This is a genomic window from Parasphingorhabdus sp. DH2-15 (assembly GCF_051668705.1).
GTDB lineage: Bacteria > Pseudomonadota > Alphaproteobacteria > Sphingomonadales > Sphingomonadaceae > Alterisphingorhabdus.
In genome coordinates this window covers 530,265-551,492 of sequence record NZ_CP196351.1, presented here as the reverse complement: position 1 = coordinate 551,492, position 21,228 = coordinate 530,265, and the positions used below count along the sequence as shown (strand labels likewise).

Genomic DNA, 21,228 nt, shown 5'->3' with positions numbered 1-21,228 from the left:
TCCGATGTATCAATATGACCAATATGACCAGGCAATGGTCGATGCACGCGTCGCTGAATTTCGCGACCAATGTGAGCGGCGTCTGAAAGGCGAGCTAAGCGAAGACCAGTTCAAGCCATTACGGCTAATGAACGGCCTGTATCTGCAACTTCATGCTTATATGCTGCGTGTTGCTATCCCTTATGGCACATTAAGCGCAAAGCAGATGCGCATGCTCGGCCATATTGGCCGCAAATATGACCGTGATTATGGCCATTTCACGACGCGCCAGAATATTCAATATAACTGGATCAAGCTGGAGGATGCGCCTGACATTCTGGCCGATCTGGCCACTGTTGAAATGCACGCAATCCAAACTAGCGGCAATTGTATCCGCAACATCTCATCGGATCAGTTTGCCGGTGCCGCAGCCGATGAAATTGCCGATCCGCGCCCTTGGGCTGAATTGCTGCGCCAATGGTCGAGTTTCCACCCGGAATTCAGCTATTTGCCGCGCAAATTCAAAATCGCTGTAATAGCCTCTGAAGAAGATCGTGCCGCGATGCGCCTGCATGATATCGGCATCCAGCTGGTGCATAATGATGCTGGCGAACTGGGCGCCAAATTCTATGTGGGCGGCGGCATGGGCCGCACGCCGATGATCGCGCCAGAGATTCGCGACTTTGTCCCTGCCGATGAACTGATCCATTATGCAGAGGCCTGTTTGCGCGTGTATAACCGCTATGGCCGCCGCGATAACAAATATAAGGCGCGTATCAAAATCCTCGTGCATGAACTGGGCAAGGACGAATATACCCGTCAGGTCGAAGAAGAATTCGCCCATATGAAGACATTGGGCCTTAATCCGCCCGTGGCTGAACTGGAGCGGATTGGTACCTATTTTGCCGATCCTGATTTCGATCAAAATGCTCCCGATGATCTGGATATGTCAGACCCTGACTTTCGCATCTGGGTGGAGCAAAACACCCATGCGCACAAACAATCTGGCTATGCCATTGCAACAATCAGCCTGAAGCCGACCGGCGGTATTCCAGGGGACGCAAGTTCTGACCAAATTGACCTGATGGCCGATCTGGCGGAGCAATATAGCTTTGATGAGCTGCGTGTTACACACTCACAGAATATTGTGTTGCCGCATGTCAAAAAGGCGGACCTTTATGCCTTGTGGCAACAGCTTGATGCTGCTGGTCTGGCTCCTGCCAATCTCGATCTGGTCAGCGATATGATCGCTTGCCCGGGCCTTGATTATTGCAGCCTTGCCAATGCCCGTTCCATCCCGCTGGCGCAGAAAATTTCTGAGCGCTTTGCCGATGTTAAAAGGCAGCAGGATCTAGGCGAATTAAAGCTGAAAATTTCTGGCTGCATCAACGCCTGTGGCCACCATCATGCTGGACATATCGGCATATTGGGCGTCGATAAGAAAGGCTTTGAGAATTACCAGCTTTCGCTCGGCGGTTCTGGCGCAGAGGATACCAGCCTTGCCAAAATCACTGGCCCGGGATTTGACGAGGACGGCATTGTCGATGCTGTTGAAACAGTCACCAATCTCTATCTGGAAACCCGTGAAGACGGCGAACGCTTCATTGATACCTATCGCCGCATCGGCATGGCCCCATTTAAGGAGGCGCTTTATGGCTAATCCCCAATTTTACCTGCGTGAAGACACACCTTGCAGCGACGCTCCGATTGCCTTTGCCGATTTTGGTGAGGCCAGCAATGCCATCGCTGTACGCATCGAACCGGGCGATGATGCTCGCAGTCTTTTGCCTCATTTGGGCCAATTGGCGATGATAGATATCAGCTTCCCCGCTTTCGGGGACGGACGCGGCTATTCATCAGCGCGCATCTTGAGAGAAGCCGGTTATGAAGGCGAATTGCGCGCCAGCGGTGATGTTCTTATCGACCAGCTGAACAATATGCGGCGCTGCGGCTTTGACAGCTTTGCCCCTAGCACACCCTTGGACGAAAACGCCGCCAAGACGGCCTTTGCCACTTGGGATGATGTTTACCAAAAGACTGTTGATGCACGCACGCCAATCTGGGCAAAACGGCATGGCTGAACCTGCCTCATCAAGAAACCGCATGATCGACAAAATTGATGTCGGTCCGCGCTTTAGCGAAAGCGACGCCGTGCGCCTTAACCGGTTATTCCGCGGCAGTGAAACGCAAGAGATGCTACGCTCCGTTATCAAGGATAGCATGGTGGGCGAGCTAGCGGTTGTCTCATCCTTCGGTGCGGAATCTGCGGTATTGCTGCATCTTATCGCACAGATTGATCCAGCGACGCCTGTACTTTTCCTCGATACCGGCAAGCATTTTCCAGAGACAATTGCTTATCGTGACACATTGTCGGCGCATCTTGGCCTGACCAATGTAATTATTTTAACGCCTGAAGAACAGACTGTGCACCAAAAAGATGAGAGTGGGCTTCGCTGGTCTTACGATCCTGATGGCTGCTGCGAAATCCGCAAGGTCATTCCGCTTGCCAAAGCACTGGCAGGCTATGATGCCTCCATAACGGGCCGCAAAGGCCATCAGGCCAGCACACGCATCGGCTTACCGCGTTTTGAGATGGACAATAGCGATGCGCAGGGCCGGTTGAAAATCAACCCGCTGGCCAATTGGACTGCTGAGGATTTGGAAGCCTATCTTGCAGACCATGATCTGCCGCGCCATCCCTTGGTCGCGCAGGACTATCCATCAATCGGCTGTGCACCTTGCACCAGCAAAGTTGCGCCCGGCGAAGACCCACGTTCGGGCCGCTGGAAAGGCTGGGACAAGACCGAATGCGGCATCCATTCACCTGTTGAGGATGCTGTCTCTCCAATCCCCGGTACAGAGAGTGACGACGGCGCCAACGATCCGATTTTCTGATCGGCACTGAATACCGCGTCTAACTAAGCCATTAGGGCAGAGCTTATCGAAGCCTGTTTGCCAACTTGGCGCAATACTGGAAGACGCCCTTCAACAGGCTCAGGGCTAGCGGTATTTATATATCTGTTTAGTCTAGCTCTCAAAACGCAGAATTCTGAACCCGATTACTCATAATCCGGCGTGCCATAGGCATCATCCGCAAGATCGGTAAATTTGGTGATTTTGGCTTCGAATTTCATGCGCACTTTGCCAGTTGAGCCATGCCGTGATTTGGCGACCACCAATTCAGCAAGGCCGTAAACGCGCTCCATTTGCATCGCCCATTGCGCATGGGCATCATGGATGGATTGATCATCACCCTCTTGCGGTGTTTTGGGCTCTTTTGACTGCACATAATAATCTTCACGATAAACGAACAGCACCATATCCGCGTCTTGCTCAATCGAGCCGGATTCACGCAAGTCAGAAAGTTGCGGCGTTTTGTCTTCGCGCTGTTCGACCGCACGGCTAAGCTGTGACAGCGCCAATACGGGCACTTGTAGCTCTTTGGCCAGTGTCTTGAGCCCTCGGCTAATCTCCGAAATCTCATTAACACGGTTATCGCTGGCACGCCCTGTACCTTGCAAAAGCTGAAGATAATCGACCACAATTAGGCCAATGCCATGCCGCCGCTTGAGCCGCCGTGCGCGGGTCCGCAAGGCCGCAATGGTCAGCGCTGGCGTATCATCAATGAACAGCGGAAGATCCTGCAAATCCTGGCTGGCTCGGCTTAAATTCTGGAAATCTTCGCGGCTGATTTTGCCCATGCGCAGCGCTTCGGAAGATATGCCCGATTCTTGCGCCAAAATACGCGTGGCCAACTGGTCCGCCGACATTTCCAGCGAGAAGAAAGCCGTTTTAGCGCCCACGCGCTGCTTTTCTTCAATGCCGTCCTCTTCCTCACGCCGCCAGCGCTGCGCTGCGTTAAAGGCAAAATTGGTTGCCAATGCGGTCTTACCCATGCCTGGACGTCCAGCCAAAATCAGCAAATCACTATTGTGCAAGCCGCCAATCTTCTCATTCACATTATCAAGACCGGTGGTCACACCTGACAAATGACCGCCAGAGTTAAAAGCCTTTTGCGCCATTTCGACCGCAACCAATGTGGCGCGGCCAAAATCAACGGCACCGCTGCTATCGCCTTCACCCTCCATCACAGAATAGAGCGCCGCTTCGGCATTTTCCACCTGCGCCTTAGGGTCAACGCTTTCGCTTGTGTCCATAGCGTCATTGACCAAAGTCCGCCCGACCGTGATCAATTCTCTCAACAAAGCGAGATCATAAATTTGTTGCGCAAAGTCGCGTGCGCCAATCAAACCTGCGCTGTCAGCGGTCAACTTGGCCAGATAGCCCAAACCGCCCACCTGTTGCAGCGTCTCATCGCTTTCGAAAAATGGCTTGAGCGTGACCGGGGTCACCACAAGATTGCGATCCAACAGCTTCATTATACGGTCGTAAATACGGCCATGCAGCGGTTCAAAAAAATGCTCGGCTCGTAGCGGAATGCTAATATCTTCCGACACGCGATTATCAATTAGCATGGCGCCCAGAAAAGCAACTTCCGCATCTATATTGTGCGGCAGGCTCTGCGCTTTATCGGCATTGCCGACAGCGGCATCATTACCAGCCATATCCATGCTTAGGGAATCATTATCAGGGGTAAATATAGTAGCCATAGCCACCCTATGCGCCGCCCAATATGCTGGTGCAACCGCAGCGACGATAAAAGACGATTGTGGATAAGGCGCAAAACTATAGCTTGACCTTTTTAGGCTTGCCGAACCCTCCCCGATAGGCGATGCCCACAGACTATGGCCGACTATCGCATCACACATATCGAACTGGATGAGCAGACAATTGTCTGGCGCAATGCCGATATTGAGCAGGAGCGTCGTATTGCCATCTATGATCTGATCGAAGACAATAGTTTCCAGCCGCTTAGCGAACGGTGCGCAGTGTGCGATGGTCCTTACTCGCTCAAACTCTCTGTTACAGAGGGACGCTTGGTGATGGACATTGGCCGCGAGGACAAAACGCCATTGGAAACCATTATCTTGGCCTTGGGCAGGTTCCGCAGACCTATTCGCGATTATTTCGCCATTTGCGACAGCTATTATCAGGCCATCCGCCAAGCAACCTCACAAGAGATTGAAACCATAGATATGGCGCGCCGCGGTGTGCACAATCAGGCTGCCGAACTGCTTATGGAGCGGCTTGAAGGCAAAATTGCCGTTGATTTCCCCACCGCAAGACGTCTTTTTACCCTTATTTGCGTACTGCATATCAAAGGCTAAAACGGCTATTGGTGAAAGCGGGTTTCACGAATCACAGCATCATTGAAAGAACGGGAACAGATATTGGCGCGAAACGGGGGAAAAAGATCAGGAGTTTTGACCGGCTTGTTGGTGGTTGTGGTTGTCCTTGGCCTGCTGGCATGGGCAGCGTTCAGCTTTTCCCGCAGCTGGACGGCGCCGCGCGATCAATATCCGCTCCAGGGCATCGCTATATCTGCGGATAATGGCACTGTTAGCTGGCCTAGCATGGCCGCGCTGAATATCAACTTCGCCTATATGCTGGCGACGCGCAGTTCCGATTATCGCGATCCGGCATTTGGTCAGAATTTTGCAGAGGCGGAAAAAGCCAAGATAGGCTTTGGCGCACTGCATCATTACAGCCTGTGCAGGCTTGCCACCGATCAGTCAGAGAATTTTGTCACCACCGTGCCCCGCCGCCCCAAAGTGCTGCCTCCAGCCGTATATCTGGCCTTTGAAGAGGGGTGCGAAGATCGCCCTGCCCGCGCATTGGTGCTGAGTGAGCTGACAACTTTTCTCAACCAGATTGAAACCCATAGTGGCAAGCGCGCCATTATACGCATTTCCCGCGAGTTTGAGGATAGCTATCGCATCAGTGCCGATATTGGCCGTGATATATGGCTGGAAGGCAATTTCTTCCCCCCCGATTATGCCAGCAAAGCCTGGGTCATGTGGTCAGACAATGATAATCATGCGATGGAAGGCGTTGACCAACCGGTTGAGCATGTTGTCATCAGACAATCAGAAGATCAGGGGCAAAATCAGAGCCAAAATCAGGAAAGCGCACAATGACCTCTCTCATAAATCCAGAAGAGCTTTTGGATCAGGCATTGCGTGCGTCCCATCAGGCTTATGCGCCTTATTCGCAATTCCATGTCGGCGCGGCCTTGTTATTTGATGATGGCACGGTTGTTACTGGCTGTAATTTTGAGAATGCTAGCTATGGCCTGTCATTATGCGCGGAGACTAACGCGATTGTTGATGCCAATCATCGGGGCTTACGATCGGGTTTAGTAGCCGTTGCTGTCCATGGTGGCCCGCTCCAAAACGGCAAAATATCACCCAATGCCCATGCCATCACTCCCTGTGGTCGCTGCCGCCAGATGATCAACGAGGTCGCACAATTGGGCAATACTGATCCGCAAGTCTATTGCGGGCATGAGGGCGGTTATACACAATATAGCCTTTCCGCGCTCTTGCCAGCCGCATTTGGCCCAGCCAATCTTGACAACTAACCGGTTAAATCGGTTCAAACTGGAAATTTATCATGGCAATTTTATCGGATCGCTGGATACGCGAAACAGCATTAGAAACCGGGATGATCGAACCCTTTGTTGATCGCCAACAGCGCGATGGCTGTATCAGCTATGGTCTTTCCTCTTATGGATATGATGCCCGGGTTTCTGACGAATTTAAGATATTCACCAATATTGAAAGCGCCGTGGTCGATCCGAAGGATTTTGCATCGACCAGCTTTGTCGACAAAAAGACGGATTGCTGCATTATCCCGCCCAATAGCTTCGCATTGGCGCGGACAGTCGAATATTTTCGTGTTCCAAAGGATGTTCTGGTTATCTGCTTGGGCAAATCAACCTATGCCCGCTGCGGCATCATTGTGAATGTCACCCCCTTGGAACCCGGTTGGGAAGGCCATGTGACACTGGAATTTTCCAACACAACGCCATTGCCCGCGAAAATCTATGCCAATGAGGGCGCATGTCAGTTCCTCTTTTTGCAGGGCAATGAGCCATGCGAGGTCAGCTATGCAGATCGCGCAGGCAAATATATGGGGCAAAAAGGCGTCACCCTACCCAAATTATAAGTCACATAATCTAACATCCCCACACAGCCCTATCTCTTGCAAAACTGGCAAAAGGGCGCATATGCGAGTGGAAGAATGTATTTATAGCTATAATGATAATTAGGAGCCTGAGAACATGACAGACAAAGCCAATCGCGAATTTGACATCATGGTCTATGGAGCCACCGGCTTTACCGGTCGTCTGGTGGCGGAATATTTATCCCAGCAATATGCCGGTAAGGATGACGCACCCAAATGGGCTATGGCCGGCAGGTCGCAGGAAAAGCTGGAAAGTGTCCGCGATGAAATTGGCGCGCCGGCTGATACACCTTTGGTGGTTGCTGATGCTAATGACCCGACCTCTCTGGAGGCAATGACGAAATCAACCAAGGTCGTTATCTCAACGGTTGGTCCTTATGTTCTTTATGGCAATGAACTGGTTGCAGCCTGTGCACGTAATGGCACGGATTATTGCGATCTGGCCGGTGAGCCAAATTTCATTCTGGACCAGATTGAAGCCAATAACGATCAGGCCAAAGACAGCGGTGCCCGCATCGTCTGCTCAGCTGGGTTTGACTCCATTCCTTTCGATCTGGGCGTTTATATGGCCCAGCAACATTGCAAAGAAAAATTCGGCGCGCCCGCTCCGCGCATTAAAGGGCGCATGCGCGGCATGCAGGGGGCGGCCTCTGGTGGAACCGTTGCCTCGATGCAGGAAGTGGCAAAAGCAGCTGCAAAAGACCCCAGCCTGATTGCCAAGCTGATGAGCCCGTTCATGCTAACCGAAGGTTTTAACGGGCCTGAGCAACCGCGTGGCGATAAACCACAATATGATGACAAGCTGCAAAGCTGGAACGCGCCCTTTGTCATGGCACCGATTAACACCAAAAATGTTCACCGGACCAACACATTGCTTGGCCATGCATATGGCGAAAATTTTGTCTATGACGAAATGGTGATGACCGGGCCGGGCGAAAAAGGCGAAGAGCTGGCCAAGCAACTGGCCGCTAATCCCAGTTTTGGTAGCAATGATAAAACACCTGCACCGGGCGAAGGCCCTAGCAAAGAAGAACGCGAAAATGGTTTTTATGATGCGGTTTTCTTCGCCGAATATGAAGATGGCAACGGCGCTATCCTATCGGTCAAAGGTGATAGAGATCCCGGCTATGGTTCGACATCCAAGATGATAGCCGAAACGGCTATGTGTCTGCTGCGCGATGTTCCGCAAAGCACTGGCGGTGTATATACCCCGGCATCATTGCTGGGTGAAAAACTGGTGCAACGCCTTGAAGCCAATGCCGGCCTTACTTTCACGGTAGAAAGCTGAGTATCGAGCATTTGGGGCGTTAAACCTGCCTTAATCCCGGCCAGCGCATTGTTAGCCGGACAGCTTTAGTTATTCTTATGATAAAGTCTTTCTTCTCCAAAAAGCGGGATCAAGAAGCCCCGCCCCCTGCTGTTCCTGCTGGCCAGCGTGTTTATGCTATTGGCGATATTCACGGGCGGCAGGATTTGCTGCTCAAATTGCTGACCATGGTTGATGAAGATGACGCCAAACGTGGGCCAGCAGATACACATCTGATCTTTCTAGGGGACCTTGTTGATCGCGGGCCAGATAGCAAAGGCGTTATCGATACCGCATTATCCCTTGCCAAAGCGAGTGACAAAGTGCGCTTCCTCACTGGCAATCATGAAGAGGTCATGGTGGGCGCATATAGCGGAGACCCTTCAATGGTTCGCTTCTTCTGCCGCATAGGCGGACGCGAAACCATATTAAGCTATGGCGTGCCATTGGCCCGTTACCGCAATATGGAGATTGATGAGCTGGCGGAGCTGCTTCCCGACCTGTTCCCGGCAGAGCATATGGAGTTTCTGTCTACGTTTGAGGATCAGATCGTTTTTGGCGATTATGTTTTTGTTCATGCGGGTATCCGCCCCAAAGTGCCACTGGCGGAACAGAGCCGCAAAGACATGCGCTGGATCAGAGAAGATTTCATCTCTTATGAGCGCCGTCATGAAAAATTTGTCATTCACGGGCATACGATCAGTGAAGATATTGATAGCCAGCGCAACCGGATTGGCATTGATACCGGTGCCTATTTGACTGATCGGCTGACAGCTATCGGCCTTGAAGGCACTGAACGCTGGTACGTGCAGACACTGCCACTGTCATAAGCAGATAATACATAAACAAATAATCATCGCCCCAGCGTCCATTATCCTTGTTTATTGATAGTTATCATTGCCTTTCACGGCACGGTCGGTCAATATTCCGCCATGCAAAAAACCATCCATAAATTCGCCCTGATCACGGCCTCTATCACCACAGCTATTGCCGCTATCTGCATGACGCCGAACGCCATTGCTGATGATCAAAAAAGCAATGCCGATGCTGCGCATTTGCGCACATTGGTGGAGAGGCTTGTTGGTTTTGGGACACGTCACACGTTATCAGATGTTGATAATCCAACCCGCGGTATTGGTGCGGCACGACGCTGGGCCGCATCCGAATTTGAGCAAATAGCATCCCAATGTGGCGGCTGTATCACTGTCGAACGACTGGACCGACGTTTCTTTGGCCCGCGTGCGCCTGACGGCGTTAATGTGGTTGATGTTCTGGGCATTCAGCGCGGGAGCGGTGATCCTGACGATATCATCATCCTGTCGGCACATATTGACAGCCGCGTCAGCGACCCGCTCGATGCCACTAGCGACGCACCAGGCGCAAATGATGATGGTTCCGGCACTGCCTTGGTATTGGAAGCCGCCCGCATATTGAGCAAAGAAAAATTCGGCCCAACAATCATCTACGCACTGCTGTCCGGTGAAGAGCAAGGGCTATGGGGTGGTCGTATCTTAGCCGACACAGCAAAGGCCCGTGGATGGCGCGTCCGGGCATTGCTGAACAATGATATTGTCGGCAATTCTGTCGGTCAGGATGGCCGCATTGTCGATGACCGTGTGCGGGTTTTTTCAGAAGGTATTCGTTCTTCAGAATCGCTTGCTGAGGCTTTGCAAAGACGTGGCAGCGGCGCAGAGGATGACGGGCCTTCACGCGCATTGATGCGTTCGGCGGCACGCATCGCCAAAGCGAACCCACATATTGGCCTGAATGTATTTGGCGTACGTCGGCCCGACCGCTTCCGGCGTGGCGGTGACCATCTACCCGCTTTGCAAGTCGGTTATCCAGCGATACGCTTCACCGTCGGAGTGGAGAATTATGACCATCAACATCAGGATCTGCGCACCGAAGATGGCCGCAAATATGGCGATACCATTGACGAGATGGACTTTGATTATCTCGCCAAAGTCACCAATTTGAATGTGGCACTTGCACGTGAACTGGCAACGGCGCCCACTGCACCAAGATCAGCATCATTGGCAGGCGCGGTATCAACCGATACGACTATAAACTGGGAGCCTGTTGATGACGCAGCAGGCTATAAAGTGTATTGGCGTCGCAATGATATGCGTGATTGGACAGATTCACAGGTTACTAGCGCTAATGCCAAAGAGCTAACACTGCCCGGGGTGATTGTTGACGACTATTTTGTTGGCGTGGCTGCAATAGGTAATAATGGTGCGGAAAGCATCATCACCTTTGCTGGCTTGCCGCAACGTAACCGTTGAGTGAGAGATATGGACCAAAAATCTCCAAAATTTCTGGATAACGACACTTCCTCTATCGAGGCTTTGAGCAATGAAATACGGGCATGTACAATTTGTGAGCCGTTGCCTTTGGGTGCCAAACCAATCTTCCAGTTCAACAAACGCTCTCGCATTCTGATCGCCGGACAAGCACCAGGGCGCATTACGCATGAAAAAGGTATCCCCTTTGACGATCCGTCCGGCAACCGGCTGCGCGAGTGGCTGGGCGTTGACAGAGAGGCTTTTTATAACCCCGACATTTTCGCGATCATACCCATGGGGTTCTGCTTCCCCGGCACAGGCAAAAGCGGTGACCTGCCGCCGCGCCCGGAATGTGCAGCACAATGGCGCAACCGTGCTTTGAATAGCCTGCCCGATATCGGTCTGACATTGGTCATTGGGCAATATGCGATGGATTGGCACATGCCCGATCGCCCAAAAGAAACGCTAACCAAAACGGTGCAAAATTGGCGGGAATATTGGCCCGATATATTGCCCCTGCCGCACCCCAGCCCGCGCAACAATATCTGGCTGAAGCGCAACCCTTGGTTTGGGGAAGATGTCCTGCCTTCATTGCAAGAGCGCGTACAAACTTTGATAGGGTGAGAGCTGTACCAAAGCGCATGCGATACGCAATAAAAAGGCCGGTCAAAATCATGACCAGCCTTTTTGATGACCTTGTTAGGTTAGGAACATATCAGACGATTAAGCCGCTTGGCTCTCTTCAGTCGCATTAGGATCACGCAGTACATAACCACGGCCCCATACTGTTTCGATATAATTTTCGCCATCGCAAGCAAGTGCCAGTTTTTTGCGCAATTTGCAGATGAAGACGTCGATAATTTTCAATTCGGGCTCGTCCATGCCACCATAAAGATGGTTCAGGAACATTTCTTTGGTGAGGGTCGTGCCTTTTCGGAGCGATAATAGCTCCAGCATCGCATATTCTTTACCGGTCAGGTGAACACGGGCACCGTCAACTTCAACAGTCTTAGCGTCAAGATTAACCGCCAGCTTACCGGTACGAATAACCGATTGTGAATGGCCCTTAGAACGGCGAACAACCGCATGGATACGCGCCACCAGCTCTTCGCGGTGGAATGGCTTGGTCACATAATCATCGGCACCAAAACCGAAGGACCGTACCTTACTGTCCATTTCGGATACACCGGAAAGGATCAATACAGGCGTTTGCACTTTCGCGACCCGTAATTTCTTCAGGACGTCATAGCCATGCATATCTGGCAGGTTAAGGTCCAGCAAGATAATGTCGTAATCATAGAGCTTACCCAAATCGAGGCCTTCTTCGCCCAAATCAGTGGTATAGACATTAAAGCCTTCCGTTGTGAGCATCAGCTCAATGGCTTTTGCTGTTGTTGGCTCGTCTTCGATCAATAGAACGCGCATGAAGCTGCCCCTTTATGTGTAACGCTGTTACCGTCTGCGAAACGGCATCAAACCGTCTCATCTGTTGAATTAACCATAAGAGAGATGAACATTAAAGGTTAATTTTACGTTAAAGCCCGTAAATCCACGAGTCGCAGACTATCATTTTATGGTCAGCATTGGCAGAAACGACTCAATTCTGCGGGTTTTCACGCTGTATCAGCAGCTATATCCACAAAGAGCGCTTACAAAAATTTATTCGATTCTTGTATCAAAACTTACCAAGAGCGCGGCAGAAAAAGTTCTGATCACCCCAAAATTAATATTTTCAGCCGCTTTGACATGCCGCGATAATCGCATCCATGACCACTCTGACCCGTGGCATGTTTCGCATATCATGATGCACGCCCATATAGATGGGTAAGGTGACCGGATCAGCATCTGCATGGACACGGGCAATATTGGGCACCTTGTGTTCAATCAAATGCGGAAGGCAGGCAATACCCATGCCCAAAGCTGTCGCTTCCGCCTGCAATATCCGGTCATTTGTTCGCAGCACAAATTGCGGTGCGTCAAAATGACGATAGAACCATTGAACCTGGGGCAGATGCTCTTGATCCTGCAACACGGTGATTAGGGGGCTTTCCGCTGGCCAGTCGCTAATATGCGGGCGCCTCACCTGTTGAGAGGATGCGGCAAAAAGATGATGGTCCAACTTACCAATTTTGCGCGTCACCAGCATATTGCCCTCAAATGGCAATAAGCGCACCGCAATATCAGCCTCACGCCCTGTTAAACTAAATGAACGTGTCGCGGGCACCAATTCGACCACTAGGCCAGGATGCTTCTCTTGCAGAGACTGTATCGCTGGCAATAGCAGATAATGTGCCAGCACCTCGACCGTTGTCACGCGTACCAAGCCCTCCAGCCGCTGATCACGCCCTTCAATAGTCCTTTCCACAGAGGTCATCGCTTCATGCATTGTCCGGGCATGACCCAGCACACTTTCTCCTAAGGATGTCAGCACAAAACCGCGCGGTACGGCTTCTAGCAATCGTGCGCCCGCCTTTGCTTCCATAGCCTTTAACCGACGGCCCAATGTTGGCTGCGTTAGCATCAATTTGCGCGCTGCTGCGGAAAGGCTGCCCTCTTCTGCAATCGCCAAAAATGTCTGAAGATCATTCCAGTCAAGTTTATTCATGCATTTTTGCATAGATAATATGCAAATAATGTCAATTCCATGCACTAAAGATTGCACCTATTCATTCATCAACGAAACGCAATAACCAATGGAGACATCATCATGACAAACCCATATTCCACACTGACCAACCCTGCCAACGGCATCGCATTGCTGCGTATTGCACAGGGTTCGCTGCTTTCTGCCCATGGGCTCTTAAAACTGCTGATATTTACACCTGCCGGAGCAGCAGCCTTTTTTGAAAGTCTCGGCCTTCCAGCTTTTGTTGGCTATCTGGTAATTGCTGCCGAATTATTGGGAGGTTTGGCTCTCATATTCGGGTATAAAACGCGCCTCGTCGCACTTGCACTTGTTCCATTAATGATCGGCGCCACCTTTCCACATATCGCCAATGGATGGTTATTCTCCAATAGTGGAGGAGGATGGGAGTTCCCTGCCTTTTGGACACTCACTTTGATTGTGCAGGCCATTTTGGGCAGCGGCGCATTTTCGGTCGACAATACGCAGCTTGCCAATCAAACCGCCACCCCCGCTACTATCTGATGACAAGAGACCAGGAGACTGACAATGTTTGATAAACGCGAATTTTCATCACTGGGCCATGCTGATCATGGCTGGCTCAACGCTCGTCACCATTTTAGCTTTGGCCAGTATCACGATCCTGCCCGTATGGGCTGGGGTGCAGTACGGGTCTGGAATGATGACCAAATTGCAGCTGGAACGGGCTTTCCCGAGCACCCTCACCGCGATATGGAGATTATAACATTTGTTCGCTCCGGCGCGATCACCCATAAGGACTCGCTTGGCAATATAGGCCGTACCGAAGCCGGTGACGTGCAGGTTATGAGCGCAGGAACCGGCATCCGGCACAGCGAATATAATCTGGAAGATGAAGAAACCAGCCTTTTCCAAATCTGGGTATTGCCCCGCGAAAATGGTGGTGCTCCGCGCTGGGATGCGAAACGCTTCCCCAAAGGAGAACGCGCCAACAATCTCGAAATACTCGCCAGCGGTGATAAACAGCATATCGCAGATGGCGCACTGGAAATTCGGGCAGATGCTCAAATTTTGGGTGCTACACTCGATAACGGCAAGACGTTGCGTTACGATCTTTCTGCTCATCGAAAGGCCTATCTCGTTGTTTCTAGCGGCGCTATATTGGTCGATGGTACCCCCGTGTCAGAGCGCGATGGTATAGCTCTTGATCATAACAGCAATATAACGATTGTCGCAGAGCAAGATTCTGAAATCATCATTGCTGAAACCGCCGACCCACTCACCCATAATTAATTCAGGAGCATAGACATGACCATATTACATATCGATGCCAGCGCACGCAAAAACGGTTCATCCACACGTAAAATGTCTCAGAAGATAGTCGCGAAATTGGGTGTTACAGATATTATCCGCCGCGACGTAGCCGAAGGCCTGCCCTTCGTGACTCAGGACTGGGTCAATGCCAATTTTACCGATGAGAGCGAACGGACCGACGAGCAAAAAACGCTCTTAGCCGGTTCGGATGCCCTTATAGACGAGCTTGAACGCGCAGACATCATCGTTATTGGCTCGCCGATCTATAATTTCAGCATTCCTGCGGCATTAAAGTCATGGATCGACATGGTTGCACGCGCCCGCAAGACATTCAAATATACCGAAAACGGCCCTGTTGGCCTATTGCAAAACAAGAAAGTCTATCTGGCGATCGCATCAGGCGGCACCGCTATTGGCAGCGAAATTGACTTTGCTACAAGCTATTTACGCCATGTCTTGGGATTTATAGGCTTAGATGATGTAACAGTTATTGGCGCCGGACAACAAATGGCCAAGTGTCAAGATGCCGTAGACGCAGCTTTAGAAAATATCGCAAAAATATAGATACACATTGGTCACTGCTTTAACATGTAAAGGGAAGCCAATATTATATATGTTGTTTCGCCATCATATTGAAGGATGACAGTTTGAGATTGACTTGATAGCATCCTTGTAAATGAATGGGGAAATATCATGCGTTTAATGCTCATATTTATAGCTATACTTGCCATAGGCTGGCCGAAACTGGCCTATAGCAAGTGGCATAAAGCCAGCAGTGACCATTTTCTAATTTACGCAGATCAATCGGAATCTGATTTGCGTGACTTTGCTGAGAAGCTGGAAAAATATCATTCCGCGATGGAGCTGGTGAGCGGTCAATTATATAATCAGAAAGCTTCTGGGCCACCCTCGCCATCGAACAGAGTTACCATCTTTGTTGTCGGCGGACAAAGATCTGTTCGCAACTTGGCGGGTGAAGGCTCGCGCTATGTTGCTGGCTTTTACCGTTCGCGTGCTGGGGGCTCTGTGGCTTTTGTCCCCCGTGTGCGCGATGGTCGCGGTAAAGAAGTGTCATTCAGCGAAATAGTGTTGCTGCATGAATATGCTCACCACTTTCAACTCAGCAATTCTCAATGGCGTCTGCCGAACTGGTTTACAGAGGGCTATGCTGAATATTTTGCTTCTGCTGCTTTTGAACGTGATGGTGCTGTTTGGGTGGGTAGACCGGCTCAACACCGCGCTGGCGAATTACTGAATTTGCGTAAAGTTCCCTTAGAGTTACTCTTTGACGCAAAGGCATATGCAGCAAAGAAGGAGAAATCCTCCAGCTATGACAGCTTCTATGGTCGCAGTTGGGCCTTGTTCCATTATCTGACCTTGGCACGTCTTAATAAAGATGCCGAACGTGGCGATAATATTGGTCGTTATATCAATGCGATTGCCAAAGGGGAAAACCCAGTAGCAGCCGCCCAAGCAGCTTTTGGTGACTTTAAAGAGCTTGATAAAGAGCTGGATCGGCATATTCGCAGAAGGATGAGTGCCTTGCGACTACCACCTGAGTGGATAAAATATGGCGCCATCACAGTAACGCCACTTAGCGAAGGCGCAGGCAAGATAATGCCGATCTATCAACAGTCACGAAACGGAGTAAACCGTGAAGAGGCTCTAGAATTGGTAGTAGAGGCACGCGAAGTTGCGGCACGTTACCCCAATGATGATTTCGTTCAGGCAGCATTGGCTGAAGCAGAGTTTGATGCGGGAAATAATGAAGAAGCTATTGCGGCTGCTGATCGCTCCATTGCCAGCAACCCACAGAATATCAACGCCTATATCCAAAAAATGTATGCTTTGTTTAGCATTGCGCGCAAAGATGAAGGCAGTGAAGAGGAAAGCAAAGCGCAATGGAAAGCGGCACTGGCATCTGTAACAGCAGCAAATCGCATTGAGAATGACCATCCCTTACCGCTTATCTATTATTATGGCAGCTTTAGGGATCGTGGTAAGAAACCGACAGAATTAGCTGTCCAAGGTTTGCAGCAAGCATTGGGCATTGCGCCTTATGATGATCGTGCGCGCAGAATGTTGATCGGCCAGATGATCAATGAAAAACGCTATGACTTTGCGCGATTTTATCTCAACCCGCTTTTGAGCGACCCGCATAATAATGGCCGCGGCAAGCGAGCGGAAATGTTGTTGGCCAGGATTGAACGTCTCGAAAGCGGAGAAACACTGGAGTCGTCCAGCGAAAGCGAGACATCATCAGACGGTGATGGAGCTTAATAACAAAGGCGACCCAACCGCCTAGGAATCCCAATACTTAAAGCCAAATAATAAAGCCCCGTCGGATCGCTCCAACGGGGCTGTATTTATGTGCTATCTGGGCTGACATTTCCAAGAAAAGCCAGCCGACAGAAAATGGCAGATTTATTCGCCTTCGCTCGCTGCAGGCTCTGGCGTAGGCGCTTTCGCAGCAGCCATTGCGTCAGCCAGTTTCTGTTGCTGCGCACGCAAAGCGGCATCACGTCCAGAAGCTGCGATACGTTTCCGCGCCATGCCCGCACCAGTACCGGCAGGGATAAGGCGACCCACAATCACATTCTCTTTCAGACCGATCAGCGTATCCTTCTTACCTTCAACAGCAGCCTGCGTCAGCACGCGCGTCGTTTCTTGGAAAGATGCGGCAGAAATGAAGGAACGTGTTTGCAAGCTGGCTTTGGTAATGCCCAATAATATAGGCTTACCAACCGCAGGCGTTTTGCCTTTAGGCAGCTTGGCATTAATTTCGTCCATTTCCTCATGGTCAACCTGCTCGCCAGGCAGCAATGTTGTGTCACCACCATTGGTGATTTCCACTTTTTGCAGCATTTGGCGGACGATCGTCTCAATGTGCTTATCATTAATCTTCACGCCTTGCAGACGATAGACTTCCTGAATTTCTGCAACCAGATATTCTGCCAGAGCTTCTACGCCCATAACTTCGAGAATATCATGCGGATCAGGCGAACCAGAAACCAGCGCATCGCCTTTCTTGACATAATCGCCTTCCTGAACATCAATCACCTTGGTTTTGGGGATCAGATATTCAACGGAATCACCCTCTTCAGGGTGGATCGCGATTTTGCGCTTGGCTTTATAGTCACGCACAAATTCGATACGGCCAGAGATTTTAGCAATAACCGAATGGTCTTTCGGGATACGCGCTTCAAACAGTTCAGCAACCCGTGGCAAACCACCAGTAATGTCACGTGTTTTCGCCGCTTCACGGCTAGCACGTGCCAGAACATCACCCGCTTCAACCTGTTGGCCATCAGTAACCGACAATGTTGTGCCGACAGCCATCAGATAACGTGCAGCTTCGCCGCTATCATCATCAAGCAATGTCAGGCGCGGGCGAAGGTCTTCTTTCGCTTTGCCGCGACCTGAAACACGGTGTTCCGTAACAACACGCTGGGCGATACCTGTTGCCTCATCGGTTTGCTCAGTCAGTGTCTGGCCATCAACCAGATCCTGATATTTCACCGTACCCGGTTTTTCAGTAATAACCGGCATGGTGAACGGATCCCATTCAGCAAGACGGTCGCCCTGCTTCACTTTTTCGCCATCACCAATCAGCAAATTGGTACCATAAGGCAGCTTGTGAACAGCGCGCTCACGGCCCTCATTGTCAATAATCGCGATTTCACCGTTACGGGCCAGCGACAAGCGACGGCCTTTCTTATCGGTAATGGTGGGAATATCGCGATATTCCATGGTGCCGTCAGCAACGGCTTCCAGATTGCTTTGCTCGTTCAACTGCGCAGCACCACCAATGTGGAAGGTCCGCATGGTCAGCTGTGTACCAGGCTCACCGATGGACTGTGCAGCGATAACGCCAACAGCTTCACCGATATTAACCGGAGTACCACGTGCAAGGTCACGGCCATAGCATTTGCCGCATACGCCCTGCTTGCTCTCACAAATGAGGGGCGAACGAATACGCGCAGCCTGAATGCCGGCTTCTTCAATCTTGGCAACAGCCGCTTCGTCGAGCAACGTGTCTTTCTTGAACAAGACTTCGCCATCTTTGCCGACAACCATATCTTCGGCCAATGTCCGGCCCAAAATACGCTCCGCCAATGAAGCAATGGTTGTACCACCTTGAACAATCGCTTTCATCTCCAGCGCATTTTCGGTGCCACAATCATTTTCGACGATGGTGCAATCCTGGCTAACATCCACCAAGCGGCGGGTTAGATAACCAGAGTTAGCGGTTTTCAACGCGGTATCGGCAAGACCTTTACGCGCACCGTGAGTCGAGTTGAAATATTCAAGAACGGTCAGACCTTCTTTAAAGTTTGAGATGATTGGTGTTTCAATAATCTCGCCCGAAGGTTTGGCCATCAACCCGCGCATACCGGCAAGCTGCTTCATCTGCGCTGGCGAACCACGCGCGCCAGAATGGCTCATCATATAGATGGAGTTAATTGCCGCTTCACGACCATTTTCGTCTTTCGGCGTCGCTTTAATCTCTTCCATCATGGCGGCCGCAACTTGGTCACCACAGCGGCTCCAAGCGTCGATCACCTTATTATATTTCTCTTGCTGCGTGATCAGACCATCCTGATATTGCTGCTCATAATCGGCAACCAATGTCTTGGTTTCCTCGATCATTCCATCTTTGCTGTCTGGAATAATCATATCGTCCTTACCAAAGGAGATACCCGCCTTAAAGGCGTGGCGGAAGCCAAGGACCATGATCGCATCTGCGAACAAGACAGTGTCTTTCTGACCAGTATGACGATAGACTTGGTCAATCACGTCACCAATTTCTTTCTTGGTGAGCAAGCGGTTGACCACGTCAAACGGCACTTTGAATGATTTTGGCAGACATTCGCCAATCAACATCCGGCCCGGCGTTGTTTCGAAGCGCTTATACACCAGATTGCCATCTTCATCGGTTTGCGGCACGCGCGCCACGACCTTAGAGTGCAAAGTAACAGCGCCAATTTCCAGCGCCTGATGCACCTCAGCCATGTCAGAGAGCAACATACCCTCACCAGGCTCGCCTTCGCGGTCCATGGAGAGATAATAGATACCCAAGACCATATCCTGTGAAGGTACGATGATCGGCTTACCATTGGCTGGTGACAGGATGTTGTTGGTCGACATCATCAAGACCCGCGCTTCCAGCTGCGCCTCAAGGCTCAGCGGAACGTGAACAGCCATTTGGTCACCGTCAAAGTCGGCATTAAACGCTGAACAAACCAGTGGGTGAAGCTGGATGGCTTTACCCTCAATCAACACAGGTTCAAATGCCTGAATGCCCAAACGGTGAAGCGTTGGCGCACGGTTCAGCATGACAGGGTGTTCGCGGATCACTTCATCAAGAATGTCCCAAACTTCCTTACGCTCTTTCTCGACCCATTTTTTCGCTTGTTTCAGAGTCATGGACAGGCCTTTTGCGTCAAGCCGCGCATAGATGAACGGCTTAAACAGCTCGAGCGCCATTTTCTTTGGCAGACCACATTGGTGCAGTTTCAATTCTGGACCAGTCACGATGACCGAACGGCCAGAATAGTCGACGCGCTTACCCAAAAGGTTTTGACGGAAACGGCCCTGTTTGCCTTTCAGCATGTCAGATAGCGATTTCAACGGACGCTTATTCGCGCCAGTGATGACGCGGCCACGGCGGCCATTGTCGAACAATGCGTCAACTGCTTCTTGCAGCATCCGCTTCTCGTTACGCACGATAATATCTGGCGCCCGCAATTCCATCAGACGGCGCAGACGGTTGTTACGGTTGATAACCCGGCGATACAGATCGTTAAGATCAGATGTCGCAAAGCGGCCACCATCCAGTGGCACCAAAGGACGCAATTCAGGCGGGATAACCGGAATGATTTCAAGGATCATCCATTCAGGACGGTTGCCTGAATCGATAAAGCTCTCAACCACTTTCAAGCGCTTGATGATTTTCTTCGGCTTCAGCGTGGATTTGGTTTCTTCCAGCTCTTTCAGCAGATCGTCGCGCTCTTGAACCATATCCAGGTCCATCAGCATCAACTTCACCGCTTCTGCGCCAATACCGGCAGAGAAAGCATCTTCGCCATATTCATCTTGCGCTTCAAGCAGCTCATCTTCGCTGAGCAATTGATATTTCTCAAGCGGGGTGAGGCCCGGCTCGATAACAACATAATTTTCGAAGTACAGTACACGCTCAAGCTGTTTCAGCTGCATATCCAGCAGCAAACCGATGCGCGACGGCAGTGATTTCAAGAACCAGATATGCGCAACCGGAGCAGCCAGATCGATATGGCCCATACGCTCACGGCGCACCTTGGTAACAGTGACTTCAACGCCGCATTTTTCACATACAACGCCTTTATATTTCATCCGCTTATATTTGCCGCACAGACATTCATAGTCTTTAACTGGGCCAAAAATACGCGCGCAGAACAGGCCATCGCGCTCCGGCTTAAATGTCCGGTAATTGATGGTCTCAGGCTTTTTGATCTCGCCAAAGGACCAACTGCGGATTTTCTCCGGGCTGGTCAGGCCAATCTGAATGGTGTCGAACGTCTCGGGCTTTTGCACCGGATTGTTGAATTTCGTCAGTTCGTTCATTGTTTTTCCTTATCAGGGCCGCCGCCCCGTCAAACTATGTCTCTGGTTGACGG

General features: G+C 50.9%; 19 protein-coding genes. 15 read left to right on the top strand and 4 right to left on the bottom strand.

What is annotated here, in order from left to right; all coding sequences use genetic code 11:
- The first annotated feature begins 4 nt into the window (after window positions 1-4).
- From ACR9YC_RS02580 to ACR9YC_RS02570, 3 genes are read left to right on the top strand one after another with little or no spacing between them, the layout of a single operon-like run.
- Window positions 5-1,639, top strand: coding sequence for a nitrite/sulfite reductase (locus ACR9YC_RS02580; RefSeq protein WP_438729436.1), 1,635 nt, complete (start codon window positions 5-7; stop codon window positions 1,637-1,639).
- The gene (locus ACR9YC_RS02575; RefSeq protein WP_438729433.1) at window positions 1,632-2,060 is read left to right on the top strand and encodes a DUF934 domain-containing protein; all 429 of its coding nucleotides are present in this window, start codon (window positions 1,632-1,634) and stop codon (window positions 2,058-2,060) included. Before ACR9YC_RS02580 ends, ACR9YC_RS02575 begins: the two co-directional genes overlap by 8 nt.
- Window positions 2,053-2,874, top strand: coding sequence for a phosphoadenylyl-sulfate reductase (locus tag ACR9YC_RS02570; protein ID WP_438729431.1), 822 nt, complete (start codon window positions 2,053-2,055; stop codon window positions 2,872-2,874). Before ACR9YC_RS02575 ends, ACR9YC_RS02570 begins: the two co-directional genes overlap by 8 nt.
- A 164-nt stretch (window positions 2,875-3,038) precedes the next feature.
- On the opposite strand, the gene ACR9YC_RS02565 is transcribed toward ACR9YC_RS02570, so the two are convergent.
- Complete coding sequence (locus tag ACR9YC_RS02565; protein WP_438731552.1) at window positions 3,039-4,544, bottom strand: replicative DNA helicase; 1,506 nt, start codon at window positions 4,542-4,544, stop codon at window positions 3,039-3,041.
- 180 nt (window positions 4,545-4,724) lie between these two features.
- Between ACR9YC_RS02565 and ACR9YC_RS02560 the strand changes: the two genes are divergently transcribed.
- The 8 genes from ACR9YC_RS02560 (at window position 4,725) to ACR9YC_RS02525 (ending at window position 11,280) form a co-directional block, all read left to right on the top strand.
- On the top strand, window positions 4,725-5,207 hold the full coding sequence (locus ACR9YC_RS02560; RefSeq protein ID WP_438729429.1) for a UPF0262 family protein: 483 nt from the start codon (window positions 4,725-4,727) through the stop codon (window positions 5,205-5,207).
- Between the two features lie 96 nt (window positions 5,208-5,303).
- Window positions 5,304-6,017 (top strand): glycoside hydrolase family 25 protein, encoded by a 714-nt coding sequence (locus ACR9YC_RS02555; protein ID WP_438729427.1) that lies wholly within the window; start codon window positions 5,304-5,306, stop codon window positions 6,015-6,017.
- The gene (locus ACR9YC_RS02550; protein ID WP_438729424.1) at window positions 6,014-6,460 is read left to right on the top strand and encodes a cytidine deaminase; all 447 of its coding nucleotides are present in this window, start codon (window positions 6,014-6,016) and stop codon (window positions 6,458-6,460) included. The genes ACR9YC_RS02555 and ACR9YC_RS02550 overlap by 4 nt, the downstream gene beginning before the upstream one ends.
- Window positions 6,461-6,492: 32 nt before the next feature.
- Window positions 6,493-7,047 (top strand): dCTP deaminase, encoded by a 555-nt coding sequence (gene dcd, locus ACR9YC_RS02545; protein ID WP_438729421.1) that lies wholly within the window; start codon window positions 6,493-6,495, stop codon window positions 7,045-7,047.
- A 115-nt stretch (window positions 7,048-7,162) separates the two neighbouring features.
- Entirely contained in the window at window positions 7,163-8,353 is a 1,191-nt protein-coding gene (locus tag ACR9YC_RS02540) for a saccharopine dehydrogenase family protein (RefSeq protein WP_438729418.1), read from the top strand.
- Window positions 8,354-8,430: 77 nt separating this feature from the next.
- Window positions 8,431-9,201 (top strand): metallophosphoesterase family protein, encoded by a 771-nt coding sequence (locus tag ACR9YC_RS02535; protein WP_438729415.1) that lies wholly within the window; start codon window positions 8,431-8,433, stop codon window positions 9,199-9,201.
- Between the two features lie 102 nt (window positions 9,202-9,303).
- Entirely contained in the window at window positions 9,304-10,656 is a 1,353-nt protein-coding gene (locus ACR9YC_RS02530; RefSeq protein ID WP_438731549.1) for a M28 family metallopeptidase, read from the top strand.
- A 9-nt stretch (window positions 10,657-10,665) separates the two neighbouring features.
- The gene (locus ACR9YC_RS02525; RefSeq protein WP_438729412.1) at window positions 10,666-11,280 is read left to right on the top strand and encodes a uracil-DNA glycosylase family protein; all 615 of its coding nucleotides are present in this window, start codon (window positions 10,666-10,668) and stop codon (window positions 11,278-11,280) included.
- Between the two features lie 99 nt (window positions 11,281-11,379).
- Here ACR9YC_RS02525 and ctrA read toward each other — a convergent pair whose 3' ends face one another.
- A complete protein-coding gene (ctrA, locus tag ACR9YC_RS02520; protein WP_438729409.1) occupies window positions 11,380-12,081 on the bottom strand; it encodes a response regulator transcription factor CtrA in 702 nt (233 codons plus the stop codon).
- 307 nt (window positions 12,082-12,388) lie between these two features.
- Complete coding sequence (locus tag ACR9YC_RS02515; protein ID WP_438729407.1) at window positions 12,389-13,261, bottom strand: LysR family transcriptional regulator; 873 nt, start codon at window positions 13,259-13,261, stop codon at window positions 12,389-12,391.
- A gap of 102 nt (window positions 13,262-13,363) precedes the next feature.
- Here ACR9YC_RS02515 and ACR9YC_RS02510 point away from each other — a divergent pair, with 102 nt between their 5' ends.
- The 4 genes from ACR9YC_RS02510 to ACR9YC_RS02495 all read left to right on the top strand — a co-directional run bounded on the left by ACR9YC_RS02510 (window position 13,364) and on the right by ACR9YC_RS02495 (window position 16,852).
- Window positions 13,364-13,804 carry a DoxX family protein gene (locus ACR9YC_RS02510; protein ID WP_438729404.1) on the top strand — a complete coding sequence of 147 codons (441 nt, stop codon included), beginning with the start codon at window positions 13,364-13,366 and terminating at the stop codon, window positions 13,802-13,804.
- Window positions 13,805-13,828: 24 nt separating this feature from the next.
- Entirely contained in the window at window positions 13,829-14,551 is a 723-nt protein-coding gene (locus ACR9YC_RS02505; protein WP_438729401.1) for a pirin family protein, read from the top strand.
- Between the two features lie 15 nt (window positions 14,552-14,566).
- Window positions 14,567-15,136, top strand: coding sequence for an FMN-dependent NADH-azoreductase (locus tag ACR9YC_RS02500; protein ID WP_438729398.1), 570 nt, complete (start codon window positions 14,567-14,569; stop codon window positions 15,134-15,136).
- Window positions 15,137-15,265: 129 nt separating this feature from the next.
- Window positions 15,266-16,852, top strand: a complete 1,587-nt coding sequence (locus ACR9YC_RS02495) for a DUF1570 domain-containing protein (protein WP_438729395.1) — start codon at window positions 15,266-15,268, stop codon at window positions 16,850-16,852.
- Window positions 16,853-16,996: 144 nt separating this feature from the next.
- On the opposite strand, the gene rpoC is transcribed toward ACR9YC_RS02495, so the two are convergent.
- Window positions 16,997-21,175, bottom strand: coding sequence for a DNA-directed RNA polymerase subunit beta' (gene rpoC, locus ACR9YC_RS02490; protein ID WP_438729392.1), 4,179 nt, complete (start codon window positions 21,173-21,175; stop codon window positions 16,997-16,999).
- Window positions 21,176-21,228 lie beyond the last annotated feature (53 nt).

Excerpts from the sequence above, each read along its gene's own strand:
- ACR9YC_RS02495 (WP_438729395.1), top strand. The coding sequence starts at position 15,266 with ATGCGTTTAATGCTCATATTTATAGCTATACTTGCCATAGGCTGGCCG.
- ACR9YC_RS02500 (WP_438729398.1), top strand. The coding sequence starts at position 14,567 with ATGACCATATTACATATCGATGCCAGCGCACGCAAAAACGGTTCATCC.
- ACR9YC_RS02540 (WP_438729418.1), top strand. The coding sequence starts at position 7,163 with ATGACAGACAAAGCCAATCGCGAATTTGACATCATGGTCTATGGAGCC.
- ACR9YC_RS02535 (WP_438729415.1), top strand. The coding sequence starts at position 8,431 with ATGATAAAGTCTTTCTTCTCCAAAAAGCGGGATCAAGAAGCCCCGCCC.
- rpoC (WP_438729392.1), bottom strand. The coding sequence starts at position 21,175 with ATGAACGAACTGACGAAATTCAACAATCCGGTGCAAAAGCCCGAGACG.
- ACR9YC_RS02575 (WP_438729433.1), top strand. The coding sequence starts at position 1,632 with ATGGCTAATCCCCAATTTTACCTGCGTGAAGACACACCTTGCAGCGAC.
- ACR9YC_RS02505 (WP_438729401.1), top strand. The coding sequence starts at position 13,829 with ATGTTTGATAAACGCGAATTTTCATCACTGGGCCATGCTGATCATGGC.
- ACR9YC_RS02525 (WP_438729412.1), top strand. The coding sequence starts at position 10,666 with ATGGACCAAAAATCTCCAAAATTTCTGGATAACGACACTTCCTCTATC.
- ctrA (WP_438729409.1), bottom strand. The coding sequence starts at position 12,081 with ATGCGCGTTCTATTGATCGAAGACGAGCCAACAACAGCAAAAGCCATT.
- ACR9YC_RS02515 (WP_438729407.1), bottom strand. The coding sequence starts at position 13,261 with ATGAATAAACTTGACTGGAATGATCTTCAGACATTTTTGGCGATTGCA.
- ACR9YC_RS02570 (WP_438729431.1), top strand. The coding sequence starts at position 2,053 with ATGGCTGAACCTGCCTCATCAAGAAACCGCATGATCGACAAAATTGAT.
- ACR9YC_RS02565 (WP_438731552.1), bottom strand. The coding sequence starts at position 4,544 with ATGGCTGGTAATGATGCCGCTGTCGGCAATGCCGATAAAGCGCAGAGC.
- ACR9YC_RS02510 (WP_438729404.1), top strand. The coding sequence starts at position 13,364 with ATGACAAACCCATATTCCACACTGACCAACCCTGCCAACGGCATCGCA.
- ACR9YC_RS02560 (WP_438729429.1), top strand. The coding sequence starts at position 4,725 with ATGGCCGACTATCGCATCACACATATCGAACTGGATGAGCAGACAATT.
- ACR9YC_RS02530 (WP_438731549.1), top strand. The coding sequence starts at position 9,304 with ATGCAAAAAACCATCCATAAATTCGCCCTGATCACGGCCTCTATCACC.
- dcd (WP_438729421.1), top strand. The coding sequence starts at position 6,493 with ATGGCAATTTTATCGGATCGCTGGATACGCGAAACAGCATTAGAAACC.
- ACR9YC_RS02580 (WP_438729436.1), top strand. The coding sequence starts at position 5 with ATGTATCAATATGACCAATATGACCAGGCAATGGTCGATGCACGCGTC.
- ACR9YC_RS02550 (WP_438729424.1), top strand. The coding sequence starts at position 6,014 with ATGACCTCTCTCATAAATCCAGAAGAGCTTTTGGATCAGGCATTGCGT.